At 61.6% G+C, this 14,666-nt stretch carries 15 protein-coding genes; 3 read left to right on the top strand and 12 right to left on the bottom strand.

Going from position 1 to position 14,666, the window contains the following annotated elements:
- Nucleotides 1-12 precede the first annotated feature (12 nt).
- The 12 genes from argF to ACRCJM_RS11165 form a co-directional block, all read right to left on the bottom strand.
- The gene (gene argF / locus ACRCJM_RS11220) at nucleotides 13-969 is read right to left on the bottom strand and encodes an ornithine carbamoyltransferase (RefSeq protein ID WP_431464969.1); all 957 of its coding nucleotides are present in this window, start codon (nucleotides 967-969) and stop codon (nucleotides 13-15) included.
- Between the two features lie 108 nt (nucleotides 970-1,077).
- Nucleotides 1,078-2,295 (bottom strand): acetylornithine transaminase, encoded by a 1,218-nt coding sequence (locus tag ACRCJM_RS11215; protein WP_431464968.1) that lies wholly within the window; start codon nucleotides 2,293-2,295, stop codon nucleotides 1,078-1,080.
- 8 nt (nucleotides 2,296-2,303) lie between these two features.
- On the bottom strand, nucleotides 2,304-3,314 hold the full coding sequence (gene argB, locus ACRCJM_RS11210; RefSeq protein WP_431464967.1) for an acetylglutamate kinase: 1,011 nt from the start codon (nucleotides 3,312-3,314) through the stop codon (nucleotides 2,304-2,306).
- A gap of 16 nt (nucleotides 3,315-3,330) precedes the next feature.
- Nucleotides 3,331-4,548, bottom strand: coding sequence for a bifunctional glutamate N-acetyltransferase/amino-acid acetyltransferase ArgJ (argJ, locus tag ACRCJM_RS11205; protein ID WP_431464966.1), 1,218 nt, complete (start codon nucleotides 4,546-4,548; stop codon nucleotides 3,331-3,333).
- On the bottom strand, nucleotides 4,545-5,588 hold the full coding sequence (argC, locus tag ACRCJM_RS11200; RefSeq protein WP_431464965.1) for an N-acetyl-gamma-glutamyl-phosphate reductase: 1,044 nt from the start codon (nucleotides 5,586-5,588) through the stop codon (nucleotides 4,545-4,547). The genes argJ and argC overlap by 4 nt, the downstream gene beginning before the upstream one ends.
- Before the next feature lie 216 nt (nucleotides 5,589-5,804).
- Nucleotides 5,805-6,473, bottom strand: a complete 669-nt coding sequence (locus ACRCJM_RS11195) for a hypothetical protein (protein WP_431464964.1) — start codon at nucleotides 6,471-6,473, stop codon at nucleotides 5,805-5,807.
- Nucleotides 6,474-6,709: 236 nt separating this feature from the next.
- A complete protein-coding gene (pheT, locus tag ACRCJM_RS11190; RefSeq protein ID WP_431464963.1) occupies nucleotides 6,710-9,262 on the bottom strand; it encodes a phenylalanine--tRNA ligase subunit beta in 2,553 nt (850 codons plus the stop codon).
- Between the two features lie 3 nt (nucleotides 9,263-9,265).
- Nucleotides 9,266-10,393 carry a phenylalanine--tRNA ligase subunit alpha gene (pheS, locus tag ACRCJM_RS11185; protein ID WP_237197152.1) on the bottom strand — a complete coding sequence of 376 codons (1,128 nt, stop codon included), beginning with the start codon at nucleotides 10,391-10,393 and terminating at the stop codon, nucleotides 9,266-9,268.
- Between the two features lie 247 nt (nucleotides 10,394-10,640).
- Nucleotides 10,641-11,066 carry a hypothetical protein gene (locus tag ACRCJM_RS11180; protein WP_431464962.1) on the bottom strand — a complete coding sequence of 142 codons (426 nt, stop codon included), beginning with the start codon at nucleotides 11,064-11,066 and terminating at the stop codon, nucleotides 10,641-10,643.
- Nucleotides 11,067-11,189: 123 nt separating this feature from the next.
- Entirely contained in the window at nucleotides 11,190-11,696 is a 507-nt protein-coding gene (locus ACRCJM_RS11175; protein WP_431464961.1) for a hypothetical protein, read from the bottom strand.
- Nucleotides 11,697-11,806: 110 nt separating this feature from the next.
- On the bottom strand, nucleotides 11,807-12,250 hold the full coding sequence (locus tag ACRCJM_RS11170; RefSeq protein ID WP_431464960.1) for a (deoxy)nucleoside triphosphate pyrophosphohydrolase: 444 nt from the start codon (nucleotides 12,248-12,250) through the stop codon (nucleotides 11,807-11,809).
- On the bottom strand, nucleotides 12,250-13,185 hold the full coding sequence (locus tag ACRCJM_RS11165) for a TrmH family RNA methyltransferase (RefSeq protein ID WP_431464959.1): 936 nt from the start codon (nucleotides 13,183-13,185) through the stop codon (nucleotides 12,250-12,252). The genes ACRCJM_RS11170 and ACRCJM_RS11165 overlap by 1 nt, the downstream gene beginning before the upstream one ends.
- A 215-nt stretch (nucleotides 13,186-13,400) precedes the next feature.
- Between ACRCJM_RS11165 and ACRCJM_RS11160 the strand changes: the two genes are divergently transcribed.
- The 3 genes from ACRCJM_RS11160 to ACRCJM_RS11150 all read left to right on the top strand — a co-directional run.
- On the top strand, nucleotides 13,401-13,655 hold the full coding sequence (locus ACRCJM_RS11160; RefSeq protein WP_083093599.1) for a type II toxin-antitoxin system RelB/DinJ family antitoxin: 255 nt from the start codon (nucleotides 13,401-13,403) through the stop codon (nucleotides 13,653-13,655).
- Nucleotides 13,648-13,926: a Txe/YoeB family addiction module toxin gene (locus tag ACRCJM_RS11155; protein ID WP_431464958.1), complete on the top strand. Its 279-nt coding sequence runs from the start codon at nucleotides 13,648-13,650 to the stop codon at nucleotides 13,924-13,926. Before ACRCJM_RS11160 ends, ACRCJM_RS11155 begins: the two co-directional genes overlap by 8 nt.
- A gap of 102 nt (nucleotides 13,927-14,028) precedes the next feature.
- The coding region (locus ACRCJM_RS11150; protein ID WP_431464957.1) for an NAD(P)H-dependent oxidoreductase at nucleotides 14,029-14,666 on the top strand (638 nt) is incomplete at its 3' end.

Below are 14,666 nucleotides of genomic sequence, written 5' to 3'. Positions count from 1 at the left end.
TTTCTGGTCGGTTTAGCTAAGAGCGGTGCGGACGTCGGTGGCTAGGTTGGACTCGGCGAGCAGGAAGGCCATGAGGGCTTTTTGAGCATGGAGGCGGTTTTCTGCTTCGTCGAAGACGACGGAGGCGGGCCCGTCGATGACATCGGTGGTGACTTCGTAGCCGCGGTAGGCGGGCAGGCAGTGGAGGAAGATAGCGCTGGAATCAGCCCTATTCATAGCCTCGGTGTTGACGGTGTAGGGCTTGAAGACCTGGGCGCGGGCTTCTTTTTCGTCCTCTTGGCCCATGGAGACCCAGGTGTCGGTGATGACGACATCGGCGCCGGCCAGGGCCTGGTCGGGGTCGGTGGTGACCAGGATTGAGCCGCCGGTTTCGGCTGCTCGCTGCTGGGCTTCTGCGACGACGGATTCGGCGGGAAGGTAGCCCTCGGGGCCCGCAATACGAACGTGCATGCCCGCGGTGGCGCCACCGAGCAGGTAGGAGTTAGCCATGTTGTTGGCGGCATCGCCCAGGTAAACCATGGTGAGGCCGGCCAGCTTGCCCTTGTGCTCGCGGATGGTGAGCAGGTCTGCGAGAATCTGGCAGGGGTGGTAGCCGTCGGAGAGGGCGTTGATGACGGGCACGCGGGAGTGCTCCGCCATCTCTTCGAGCCCCGCCTGGGCGTAGGTGCGCCAGACGATAGTGGAGACCATACGGGAGATGACCTTGGCGGTATCTGAGATGGTTTCCTTGTGGCCAAGCTGGGCTTCGCCGGGGTTGACGATCAGGGGGTTGCCGCCGAGTTCTGCGATACCGGCGTGGAAGGAGAAGCGGGTACGGGTAGAGGTCTTGTCAAAGATGACGGCGGCGGTTTGGGGCCCGGCCAGGGGCTTGTAACCGTAGCGGTCGGCCTTCATGGAGGCAGCCAGATCGAGCACCTGTGCCTGTTCAGCGGGGGTGAGGTCGGTGTCTTTGAGGAAGTGGCGTACCACGGTTTTCTCCTAGGGTTGGGGGCAGCGTTTCAGCTGACCTTTCATTATATGCACAGTTACTGATAGTTATGCAGTTTGTGAATAAGAGTAGACATTTTCCAGCTGCATTTACTGCTGGCGGGCGTCAGCCAGAATCGCGGGGAAGGCAGCGGTGAACTCTGCCAGTTCGGTATCGGTGATGGTCAGGGCCGGGGCGATGCGGACGGTCCGGGCGTCCGGGGCGTTGACGATGAAGCCTGCGGCCCGGGCGGCGGCAACGAAGGCAGGGGCTAGGGGGGCTCCAGTGTCGGTTGCATCGTCGGTGAGGACAATGCCAATCAGAAGGCCCGCTCCCCTGGTTTCTGCCACACCGGCTACTTCTTCGATAGCGGCCCTGAAGGTGGAGCCGCGCTGGGCGGCGGCATCGAGCAGGTGCTCGGCTTCGATAGTGTCAAGGGTGGCAGTGGCTGCTGCTGTGGCCAGAGGGTTGCCGCCGAAGGTGGTGCCGTGCATACCGGCTTCGAGGGTGCTGGTGTTGTCTTCGCCGACTACGATCATGGCGCCGATGGGGAAGCCGCCGCCCAGGCCCTTGGCCAGGGTAATAGCGTCGGGCAGGTTCTCGCCGGTGAGTTCACGAGAGTGTTCGAACCAGCGACCAGTACGACCCATGCCGGTCTGGACCTCGTCCACGATCAGCAGGGCGCCCTTGTCGCGGGTGAGTTCGCGGGCGCGGGTGAGGTAGCCTGCGGGCAGGGGCAGGACGCCGGCCTCCCCCTGGATGGGTTCGACGATGAGGGCAGCGACGTCGTCGGTCAGATTTTCTTCGAGGGCTTCGAGGGTAGCGGGAATATGTTTGATGCCGGTGGGAAGCGGTTCGAAGGGCTCACGGTAGGCGGGCTTCCAGGTGAGGGAAAGAGCCCCGATAGTGCGCCCGTGGAAGCCGTGGTCAAGGGCGAGGATGGTGCCTTTGCCGTGGAGGTTACCGTGGCGGCGGGCAAGTTTATAGGCAGCTTCGTTGGCTTCGGTACCGGAGTTGCAGAAGAATACACGCCCGGTGTCACTACCCAGGTAGCCCAGCAGGCGGTGGGCCAGAGCAATCTGTTGGGGTGTGGTGAAGAAGTTTGAGACGTGGGCTAGGGTTGCGGCCTGCCCACTCACGGCTTTCACCCAGGCAGGGTGGGCATGGCCGAGGGCATTGACGGCTATGCCGCCGAGCAGATCCAAGTAGACCTTGCCGTCGGCGTCCGTCACCCGAGAGCCCTGCCCCGAGACCAGCACCAGGGAGGGGTCGCCAAAGACCCCCAGGAGGTCGTTCCGGTAGTCGGCTAGGAGGTTTTCTTGTGTCATGGGTAGTCCTAATAAGTCACCGGCTTGACCTGGAAGTCAGGGGCCGGGTGGTGCCAGGGGGTGTCGTCCACATCGTCGGGAGTAAGCTGGGTGCCGATACCGCGGTCAGTAAAGATTTCAAGTAGGGGCGAGTGGGCCAGGCGACCATCGACGATGGAGGCTCTGGGCACGCCCTGCTCTACCGCCTGCAGGCAGGCACTCATCTTGGGAATCATGCCGGACACCAGGCCGGGCAGCATCTCCCGAAGTTCGCTGACCGTCAAAGATGAGATCAGGGAGTCCTTGTCGGGCCAATTGGCGTAGAGGCCTTCCACATCGGTGAGGACGACGAGTTTTTCGGCTCCCAGGGCAGCGGCAACAGCTGCGGCTGCGGTATCTGCGTTGACGTTGAGGATTTCGCCGGTTAGACCCGCTAAACCGTGGTTGTGGTCGGGGTACTTTTCGGGGTCGTGCATTTCGGGGGCAACAGATGAAATCACGGGGATTTTTCCGGCCTGAATCATGGACATGATAGCTGTAGTATTCACACCGACCACCTCGCCCACCAGGCCCAGGTCAACTTCTTGGCCGTCCACCACGGTGCCAATGCGGCGAGCGCGCAACAGCCCGCCGTCCTCCCCGCTCATGGCGACAGCGAAGGGGCCGTGGGAGTTGATGTGGGAGACAAGCTCTCGGGCGACCTGGCCGGTGAGCACCATGCGGACGACGTCCATGGCTTCGGGGGTGGTGTAGCGCAGGCCGCCGCGGAACTCGCTTTCGATGCCGAGTTTGGTGAGCATGGCGGTGATTTGGGGGCCACCACCGTGCACGACAACGGGGCAGATACCGATAGTTCGCAAGAAGACCATGTCTTCGGCGAAGGCAGCGCGCAACTCGTCCGAAATCATGGCGTTGCCACCGTATTTGAAAACCATAATCTTGCCCCGGAACTGCTGGATCCAGGGTAGGGCTTCCATCAGGGTTTTCGCTTTTTGCTGGGCGGTGTCGAAGCGGGCGTGGGCGTTTTTTTGCTCTGCCATCTGGTGTTCCTTTGGGTTAGCTAGAGTAGGCCGAGTTTTCGTGGACGTAGTCGTGGGTAAGATCGTTGGTCCAGATGGTAGCTTCGTGCTGCCCTGTACCCAGGTCGATCTCGACGGTTACCTTACGGTGAGCGGCTAGATCTACCAGGGAGCGGTCTTCGCCGATACCGCCGCCGGTGCAGACCTGCACGCCGTTGATGGTGACATTGACCTTTTCAGGTTCGAAGGTGGCTGAGGTGGTGCCGACTTCGGAGAGGATGCGGCCCCAGTTGGGGTCGTTACCGAAGATTGCGGTTTTGAAGAGATTGGAGCGGGAGACAGCCCGGGAGACTTCTTCGGCGTCCGCTTCGCTGGCGGCACCCAGGGTGCGCACGTGGATATCGTGGCTGGCACCTTCGGCGTCCCCAATGAGCTGCAGAGCAAGATCCTGGCAGACCTTGGTCAGAGCATCGGTGAACACGCCCAGATCAGGTTCAATATCGGAGGCACCGGAGCTCATCAGAATCACGGTGTCGTTGGTGGACATACAGCCATCGGAGTCAGCCCGGTTGAAGCTCAAGCGCACCGCCTCGCGTAGAGCAGTATCAAGGTTTTCGGGTGACACCAGGGCATCGGTAGTAATGACCACCAGCATGGTCGCCAGCCCCGGAGCCAGCATACCTGCACCCTTGGCCATACCGCCGATGAGGTAGGCGCCTCCCTCTTCAATTTCCACGCCGATAGCGGCCTGCTTTGAGACAGTATCGGTGGTCATAATGGCTTCAGCCGCAGCTAGGGATGAACCGGGGCTCACACCCAGGGCGGCGGCGGCGTCCTTTGCGCCCGCGGTGAGCTTGTCCATGGGCAGGCGCTCGCCGATCAGGCCGGTGGAGCAGACCAGCACGTCGCCTGCTGAGATATTGAGCAGGTCAGCAACGAGCTCAGCGGAGGCGTGGGTGTCTTGGAAGCCGGGGGCTCCGGTGCAGGCGTTGGCACCGCCGGAGTTGAGCAGGACGGCGTCCGCCCGCCCGTCGCTGATGACCTGCTGGCTCCACAGGACAGGAGCAGCGGCGAAGCGGTTGCTGGTGAAGACCGCGGCGGCGTTTTTGACCGGGCCATCGTTGACGACCAGAGCGACGTCCTTCTTGCCCTCAACCGTGCTGATACCGGCGCGGACGCCGGCGGCGCGGAAGCCGCGGGGGAAGGTCACGCCGTGGGTGGTTACGCCTTCAATCTGGTGGATAGTGTCGGTCACGGTGCGAGTCCTTCCTGGAGCAGACCTGCGTTTTCGGGCAGGCCTAGGGCAATGTTCATGGATTGGATGGCACCGCCTGCGGTGCCCTTGGCAAGGTTATCGATGACGCTGGTGATGATGACGCGCCCGGCGTGCTCGTCGTATGCCAGCTGCATCTCAGCGTGGTTGGAGCCCTGCACGCTCTTGGTGGTGGGCCACTGCCCCGCAGGAAGCAGATGCACGAACTTTTCGTCGGCGTAGGCAGCCTGCCAGGCTTCTCGAAGCTGGGCTTCGGTGACGCCGGGGCGGACGCGGGCGGTGGCGGTGGCCAGAATGCCGCGGGGCATGGGGGCAAGGGTTGGGGTGAAGGAAATCTGCACCTGCTCCCCCGCTATGGTGGAAAGTTTTTCTTCAATTTCGGGGGTGTGCCGGTGGGAGCCACCAACCCCGTAGGGGCTCATGCCGCCCATGACCTCTGCTGAGAGCAGGTGGGGCTTGAGGCTCTTCCCTGCCCCCGAGGTGCCGGAGGCGGCGACAATCACGACATCGGTGGGCTCCAGCAGGCCAGCGGCAAATCCGGGAGCCAGGGCCAGGATGGACGCTGTGGGGTAGCACCCGGGCACCGCAACCCGCTTGGTGCCCACGAGGTTATCGCGCTGTTTGCCGGTGGCGGTGGGCAGTTCGGGCAGACCGTAGGGCCAGGTACCGGAGTGTGCAGAACCGTAGAACTTTTCCCAGGCGTCCGCGCTGTCAAGGCGGTGATCTGCCCCGGCGTCGATGACCAGGGTGCTCTCGGGCAGCTGGGCCGCGATCTCAGCGCTGGCACCGTGGGGCAGGGCCATGAAGACAACATCGTGCCCGCTCAGGGCCTCGGCGGTGGTGTCGGCAACGACCAGATCGGCGTAGGCGCGAAGGTGGGGGGCGAGGTCGCCCAGGCGGGAACCAGCGGACGCGTGCGCGGCCACGGTTTTCACCTCAACGTGGGGGTGGGTTGCCAGTAGGCGCAAAATCTCGCCACCGGCGTACCCGGTGGCTCCTGTGACAGCTACGGTAATAGTCATAGCACCATATTTGCATGTTTTTACATAGTAGTAAATATTTATGCACTGCGTTTCGTATTGTGAACCTGCGAGCGCCAAGCCGCCCCCGGGCGTCCTCCCGTCCCAACGCCACCTCTCACAAGGGGACCTGAAAACCAAAAAGGGACCGCATAATGTGCGGTCCCTTTTTGAAAATGCGGTCCCCTTGGTTGTGACGGTGAGGGGGACCAGCTCAACCTAGTCGAGCACCTCGGTGTTCTTGCGCTTGCGAATCATCATGAAGGTACCGGCGACACCGGCACCAAAGACCAAAATCGCACCAGCAAGACGCAGCATGGCGCTTCGCTTCTGCGATGCAACGGTATCTTCGGTTACCGGCACCAGGCTCCCCTCTTCACCGGTGCGGGCCACAGTCAGGTGGCTGTCGTCAGTCTGCACCAGCAGGGCATCAACGGTCTCGGGGAAGTCAGCGCTGACGGTGCCGGTCTGGGAGCCGCGGAACTCCACAGTAGAGCCCGGGTTAACCTGTGCCGGGTCGGCGATGTCAGAGATGAAGGTCTTACCGGTCATAGCGGTGTTATCGGGCAGAATACCGGTGTAGATGGCAACGTTGTTATCACCCTGCAAATCACTGGTAACCTTTTCAAACGTACCGGTCATCACCCAGGAACGCCCCTCATAGCCCTCATTAGCGCGGGCCTCGTTGAAGGTGCGAATACCGCCAATCAGCAGAATAATCGCGAAGATTGACGCGAGAATCATGATGCCGGCAGCTGCCAGTTTGGGGCCGAGCGGGCCGCGGGGTTCCTCGTAGTCTTCTTCCTCTTCTGCGAAGGTGAAGAAGTCGTCGGTGCGGTCATCTTCGTCGAAGTTGTCGTGGTCTTCGAGGTAGCGCTGATCGCTCACGGTGCATCTCCAGAGGTTGTGGGTGATTGCCTATATAAAGGCGGAAGTCCATTCTACCGCGTCAGCTCCCAAAAGGCTTATCTGTCTCACCGACCGCCCAGCCTTTTCAGCGCCGCCGCCCAGAAAACTGCCCCGTCCTCGCTCAAGCGGCTGCCCGGCAGACCAGCTGCACTGACGAAGAGCCCGGCGGACGCGCGTCCGCCGGGCTCTACCCGAATCTGGGGTTTGTGCGGGCCTTAGGCTCGCTGAACCGCGCCGAAGCGTTCGGCTGCCAGGGCTACACCGGCTTCACGGGCTTCGGAGGCCTCGTCGGCGGTCAGGGTGCGGTCGGTGGCGCGGAAGCGCAGGGCGAAGGCCAGCGACTTCTTGCCTTCTTCGATACCGGTGCCGCGGTAGTCGTCAAAGACGCGGACGTCCTCGAGCAGCTCCCCTGCGCCCTCGGCCAGGGCGGCGGCAACGTCAGCGGCAGGAACCGTAGCATCGACGACCAGGGCGACGTCCTGGTTGGCAGCCGGGTAGCCGGAGATACCGGTGGCCTGCACCGCCTCGCCTGCCTCAGCGATCAGGGCGGTGAAGTTGAGCTCGAAGGCGCTGGTGCGCTCGGGCAGGTTGAGCTTAGCCAGCAGCTTGGGGTGCAGTTCACCGGCGTAGGCGATGACGTCACCGGCAGCGTTCTTGAGCACGGCGGTACGGCCGGGGTGGAAGGCCTGGTGCTCGCCATTGACAACGGTGAGCTTCACCCCAGCGGCATCGGCAACCAGGAGCACGGAGTCCAGGGCATCGCGCCAGTCAAAGGCACGGGCGGTCACGCCCGGAGTTTCATCGTGCTCAGCACCGGAGAAGAGGCCTGCGATGTGACGGGGCTGGTCGGGGATACCGGCATTCAGGTCGGCCAGAACCTCGTCGGCGGGCTTGACGCCCAGACCGGGGATTGAGGCTGACCCCAGCTGGGTGCCGGGAATAAAGACAGAACCGGTCTCGTAGATGGCCAGGTTCTTGAAGCCGCGGGAGAGGTTGCGGGAGAGCACCTCGGTCAGGCCCGGCAGCAGGGAGCGGCGCATCCAGCCCTGGGCGGACGAGATGGGGTTAGCCAGGCGGATAGAATCCACCTTTTCACCGGCGACAGGGGACGCCCAGAGGTTGTTAGCTTCATCAGAGACGAAGGGGTAGGCAAAGACCTCGGTCAGGCCCGATGCTGCCAGGGCGTTCAGAGCCCGGCGGCGCAGGGTCTGCTCGACGGTGTAGCCGCGGCCGGGAGGGGCCACAGGCAGGGTGGAGGGAATCTGGTCGTAGCCGACCAGACGGGCAACTTCCTCGGTCAGATCTTCCTTAGCGCCCAGGTCGGTGCGCCAGGAGGGCACAGTGACCTCGTAGGAGCCCTCAGCGACCTCAACACTGGCACCGATCTGCTCCAGGGAGCCAACAATCTGCTCTTGGGTGTAGTCGATGCCGATACGGCCTGCGGTGTAGTCGGCAGGCAGGGAGATGACGGTGGGGGTAAAGCTGCCACCGGCGTCCGTCACGCCCTCGTCGGCAGTAGCACCGGCCAGCTCAACCAGCAGGTCAACGGCCCGCTGGGCGGCAGCTGCCTGAATCTGGGGGTCAACGCCGCGTTCAAAGCGCTTGGACGCCTCAGATGAGAGCTTGTGGCGGCGGGCGGTGCGAGCGATGGAAACCTCATCGAAACGGGCTGCCTCGATAACGATGCGGGTGGTTGAGTCGGAGACCTCGGTGGAGGCCCCACCCATGACACCGGCCAGGCCGATGGGGCCGGACTCGTCGGTAATCAGCAGGTCTTCGGCGTGAAGCTCGCGTTCCTTCTCATCCAGGGTGGTGAGCTTCTCGCCAGCTTCGGCACGGCGCACGGTAATGCCGCCGGTTAGCTTATCTGCATCGTAAAAATGCAGGGGCTGGCCGGTTTCAAGCATGACATAGTTAGAGATATCCACCGGCAGGGAGACGGAGCGGACGCCCGCCAGGCGCAGGCGGGAGGACATCCAGGTGGGCACGGGGGCGGTCGCGTCCACGCCGCTGACCGAGCGGGCAACGAAGCGGGTGGCGCCGTCCTTACCGTGAATGGGGGCAGAGTCGGTCAGGGTGACAGGCAGGCCGGAACCGTTGGCGGCAGGGGCCTTGGCAGCCAAATCGAGCACAAAGTCATCGAAGACATTACCGGTGGCGTGGCAGTACTCGCGGGCGATACCGCGAATGGAGAAGCCGTAGCCGCGGTCGGGGGTGACGTTGACTTCGGCAGCTTCGTCATAGAGACCCAGCAGCTCCATGGCGTCGGTGCCGACCTCGGGGTCAAGCCCCAGGGTGGAGAGCACCAGGATGCCGCCGTGGTCCTCACCGATGCCGAGCTCCTTGACGGAGGCAATCATACCGGCTGACTTGTGGCCGTAGGTCTTGCGGGCGGTAATAGCGAAGCCGCCGGGCAGCACAGCCCCGGGCAGGGTCACTACAACCTTGTCGCCGGGCTTGAAGTTGTGGGCGCCGCAGATAATGCCCTGCACACCGGACTCTTCAATGCCCTTGCCGGTCAGGGTCTGCTTCTGTCCCTCGGGCACAACGCGCACCTGGCACCAGTTAACGGTCTTGCCGTTGGAGTGGGTTTCGGGCTCCATGGAGAGCACCTGACCCACCACGATGGGGCCGGTCAGCTCATCGGTGGGGCGGTGGACGTCCTCTTCTTCCAGGCCAACTGTGACCAGGGTAGCCATGACATCTTCGGCGCGTGCGTCGGCCGGGACGGGTGCGTATTCACGCAGCCAGGAAAGGGGTACTCGCATGGGTTAGATCTCCATCTTGAACTGCTGTGAGAAACGGACGTCGCCTTCAATCATGTCGCGCATATCCTGCACACCGTTGCGGAACATGAGGGTACGTTCGATGCCCATACCAAAAGCGAAACCTGAGTAAACTTCGGGGTCAACGCCGGCTGCTCGCAGCACGTTGGGGTTGACCATGCCGCAGCCGCCCCACTCGATCCAACGGGGGCCGCCCTTGGCGTCCGGGTGCCAGACGTCCAGCTCAGCGGACGGTTCGGTGAAGGGGAAGTAGTTAGGGCGCAGGCGGATCTTGGCTTCTTCGCCGAACATGGCGCGGGCCATGTGCTCCAGTGTGCCCTTGAGGTCAGCCATGGTCAGGCCTTTATCGACGGCCAGGCCCTCAATCTGGTGGAAGACCGGGGTGTGGGTAGCATCGAGCTCATCGGTGCGGTAGACCTGGCCGGGGCAGACCACATAGAGGGGCAGGTCGCGGGAGAGCAGGGATCGCATCTGCACCGGGGAGGTGTGGGTACGCAGCATCAGGTGGGCGCTGGTGGGCTCCACGAAGAAGGTGTCCTGCAGCTCGCGGGCCGGGTGGTCAGGCTTGAAGTTCAGCGAGTCAAAGTTGTACCACTCTGATTCAAGTTCGGGGCCATCGGCAATCTCCCAGCCCATGCCCACGAAGATATCGCACATCTGCTCCTGCAGGACGCTGATGGGGTGGCGGCCGCCAATACGGCGGCGGGGAGTGTGGGCAGTGACGTCCACAGCCTCTTCAACCAGAATACGGGCGTCGCGCTCTTCTTCCAGCTCAGCGTTACGGGCCTCAAGAGCCTTGGTCAGGCGTCCGCGCACCTGACCCATAATCTTGCCGACCTCAGCCTTGTGCTCTTTGCGCAGATCGCGCATCTGCTTATTAGCCAGAGTAAAACCGGCCTTCTCGCCGGTAAAGTCCAGGCGCACACGCTTGAGTTCTTCAAAGTCAGCGGTCTTCTCGGCGATTTCCTTCTGTGCGCGTTCAAACTCGGCGGTGAAGGCTTCGCGGACGGTCGCCAGACCGTTCTCGGGGTCTTTTTCTAGAATGGCGCGAATGTTAGCCAGCACCTGGAAGGGTGTGGGGTTCTCAGGCACCTCGGGCAAAGAATCAGTCATCTGCACTTCTCTTCACAATGTGGGTTTCGGGTGCTTACCGCACCCAGGGCATCAAGACAATAGTTTAGTGCAAATACCGACCGGGCGCTGAGGCTGTCTGGCTAGTGAACGATGCGAATCTAATGAGAAAAGACTTACCGGAAGGTGAATCAGGCTCGCGCTCGCTGCAGACCCTCTCGCTGGTTCGCTAACGCTCACTAGCGATTCACGCCAGCCACCGAGCCAGCAGCTTCGCTGCGAGCCTGCTTCACCTTACCCTCTCGAAGAAAGCCCTGGCGCTAGGAGTGAAGGTTAGGGCAAGCCAGGTGAGGTTGGCTAGAGACCACACCAGGAACCCGGTCATAGCCACTGCACCGGCAGCAGGAGGTGCAACCCAGACCAGCGAAAGAAGCGAAACAGTGCTGATGACGGTACAGACAAACCCGAGCAGGTTAGCAGCTCCTGCTTTTTGCCAGGTGCCGGTGCGGCGGATAACCCAGATATATAGCAGGAAGGTGATGGCAATTGAAATACCAGCACTTACGACTCCCCGTGCGTCGCTGACATCAAGGGAAGTAACCATTTGCGTCAGATAGGCGATGCCCGACAGCACTAAAATGCCCTGCATTACCCGGATAACCGTAGGCACTTCTCCCCTGCTAAAAGCCAGTTGCTGTTTCTCTTTTTCTTTCATAAATCATCAGCCTCCTTTCTTTTAGCGTAACAACTAGCCGGTCACGGTTCAAGATTATGAAGCGCGCACAGAAATGGGCCCTCCGGCTCAACCGGAGGGCCCATCACAGCTAGAGCTTGAAACCTAGCGCAGGATTGAAGCAACGGACTTATTCGATACCGCAACAATCCAGACGATGGCCAGAACCAGCCACAGAACGCAGAGTGCAACAACAATAATCGAAATATAGATTGAGCCCAGCGCCGAGAAGGCTGCACCAAGAATTCCCAGACCCGCGAAAACATAGCCGGTGATACGACCAGCCTTTTTGTACTTAGCCATGAGGAAGTACACCAGAGCAAAAAGTGCCAGACCAATAACGGTTCCCACCACAGTGGTCACGGGGTTTTGGTCGGTGGGCACGGTCTCGCCGAGCACATCGATAGTTGCGGGTGCCAGCACGTAGCCTAGTACCTGCACCAGCAGGTAAACAACAGCTGTAGCTAAGAGAATGACCTGTGAGCGTTTGTGCTTCTGCTCAGCGTCGGGAGCTACCGGCTGCTGCCCGAATCCGGGCTGGCCACCCATATACATGGCCTGGGTGTCGTTCGGTGCGGAGTGGTCGTTAGTTCCGTAGGGTGTCTGCGACATGTCTAAACCTCCATGTGAAAGATGTGTTGCGTACTACACATCATACCGGAGATAAAAGTCAGACACCTTATATTCTCACCGAGGCGAGTTCTATTACGCTCCGCTACAGGTTAGGCGGCGCGAACGCCCGCCAGCAGCTCCTCGACAATAGGAAAGTCAGCGGGAATCCAAGGCAGCTCCAGCACCGCGGCATCAAGCTGGACCCAGCGTAACTCAGCGTGATCTTGCAGGGCGGTGGCGCGTCCGTCCGCAATTTCTGCAAACCAAACCCGCATAGCGGCCTTCTCGTTCAGCACCCAGCCCTGGGGGTGGGGGCCAATAATCTCGGTACCGAGCCGGGCAGTGATGCCCAGCTCTTCGCCCAGTTCACGGAGCAGGGCGTCCTCGCAGGCTTCACCGGGCTCAACCTTGCCACCGGGAAACTCCCACAGGCCAGCCAGCGCCGGTGGGGCCGAGCGCTGACCCACCAGCAGGCGGGTGGGGCTGGTCAAAGAATCGACGATAGCTGCCCCGACCACCTGCACCGGGTAGACGGCAGTAGGCTGCTCCCCCACTAGTCGCCCTTTCGGTTCTGGGCCAGGGACGAAGCGAAGAGGCAGACGCCAGCCGCCATGCCGACGTTCAGCGATTCGGCGGCACCGCGCAGGGGCACGGCCACGCGCAGGGAGGCGGCAGCTTTTTCTTCGTCGCTCAGGCCAGCCGCCTCGTTGCCAAAGAGCCACATGGTGGGCTTGGCCAGGTCGTACTTAACCTTCTTGCGGGGTTCGACGCCGTTGCGCAGGGCGAAGGCGGCGTCCTGGAGGTCGTCGAGGGAGACTCGACCGTAGCCGTCCGCTGCAAGGACGCCGATGCCCTGGGCTTTGGCGTCCTCGGCGAAATCTTCAAGGTCGATGCCCTGGATCACGGGTACGTGGAAGAGGGAGCCTGCGGTGGAGCGCACTGCCTTGGGGTTGTAGAGGTCAACGGAGCCCTTGGTGGTGACGATCAGGTCAGCACCGGCGGCGTCGGCAGCCCGCAGGATGGTGCCAGCGTTGCCGGGGTCTTGCACACGGGCCAGGACGGCGATGAGCTTGGGGTTGATGGCCCCTTCGCCCCAGATGTCGGAGGGGGCGATGTCGTTCTGGAAAGCGACGGCAATAATGCCCTGGGGGCTGACGGATTCAGCCATGGCAGCGAGGACGGGCTCGGTCACCATGCGCATGAAGACCTTACGGCCGGGCTCAGGGGTGGGGCTGCCGTGAACTTCTTCGAGCAGGTCGACGATGTCGGGGTGGCGGTCGAAGGCGCGTTCGGTGATGTAGACGGCGTCCAGCAGGGGCTTGATCTGGTGGGCTTTGAGGGCTTCGCGGACGGCCTGCGGCCCCTCGACCAGGAAGTGCCCGGTCTTGGTGCGGGCTGCCCGGGTGGCAAGTTTGGCGATGTCTTTGACGCGGTCTGCCTGGGGGTTTTCCATGACGACGGGGGTGCTGAGGCGTTCTTTGAAGTCCATAGGGTCTATTGTCGCACGATGAGGTGTGCGGACGGGAGCGCGCGACCGTGTAAGAGCACACCGAATTGGGGCAGCCTGCAAGACCTCTTTCTAGCGGTTTGTGGGGAAGGACGCGGTGGGGTGGAAAGGAGAAGGAGGTATGGGCCGCACCCTTTCCAGTTACCACTGGTAAGACATACAATGAGTACACATTGAATATACGAAAGGTGGACGTTATGGCTACTAGTGTGGTGAATGTTCGTTTGGATGAGCAGACTAAGAGGGACCTTGAGGTCTTGTGTCAGGAGCTGGGAATTACGGTTTCTGCTGCCTTTTCGATGTTTGCGAAGAAAATGACTAGGGAGCAGAGGATTCCCTTTGAGGTATCGATTGATCCGTTTTATTCCGAGGCTAATGTGAGTATGTTGCGCCGGTCGGTTGCTCAGGTTAAGGGAGGTAATCTCACAGAACGCGAGCTTATTGATGAATAAGCTGTGGTCAGATGAAGCCTGGGAGCAGTATGTTTACTGGCAGTCTGAAGATCGAAAGACTCTCAAACGTATCAATGCCCTCATCAAGGACATCACACGGAACGGACCATTCTCTGGTATCGGGAAACCTGAGCCCTTGCGAGGGGAGTTCTCTGGGCTATGGTCGCGACGAATTGATCAGACGCATCGACTGGTTTATGAGGTTACTGAGCTTGACGGGCGTACCGTTCTGATTATTTATGCCTGTCGAACTCACTACGGGGATCGTTAGCTCGCAAATGAGCTTCCAATTTTACCTACAGTCCGGAATAACTCTACTCTCTCGCTTGTTGCCCCTGAAGCAATCCTCTGCCTATCACGAAAGGTACAGCCCGTGCAGAACCAAGACATCAAGCAGCTCGTCCTCGACGCCGCCCAGCACCGCCGCGCCATCAAATTCTTCGACCCCGAGAAGAAAATCAGCGACGACGACATCACCTACATCCTCGAAACCGCTCGCCTCTCCCCCAGCTCCGTCGGCGCTCAGGGCTGGCGCTTCGTCGTCCTGCAAAACCCCGAGATCCGTGAAGCTCTCAAGCCCTTCAGCTGGGGAGCTGCCCGTCAGCTCGGCGGCGCAAGCCACTTCGTCCTGCTCCTAGCCAAGCGCAACATGCAGCACGACGGCCCCCACATGCAGGCCTCACTTGCCTCCCGCAATCTCTCCCCCGAAGACCACGCCAAAGCCCTCGAAACCTACAAGAGCTTCCAGGTCAACGACATGGGGCTCACCGACGAGCGCACTCTCTTCGACTGGTCCGCCAAGCAAACCTACATCGCCCTGGGCAACATGATGACCGCCGCCGCCCTCATCGGTATCGACTCCTGCCCCATCGAAGGCTTCAACGCCGAAAAAGCCAACGCCCTGCTAGCCGACCACGGCATCATCGACCCCGAAACCGAAGGCATCGTCACCATGCTAGCCCTTGGCTACCGCGCTGAAGAGCTGCCCTGGCCCCAGACCCGCCCGCGGGT

Source organism: Rothia sp. L_38 (assembly GCF_050689125.1).
Taxonomy (GTDB): Bacteria; Actinomycetota; Actinomycetes; order Actinomycetales; family Micrococcaceae; genus Rothia.
This window is presented reverse-complemented; position numbering and strand designations above follow the sequence as displayed.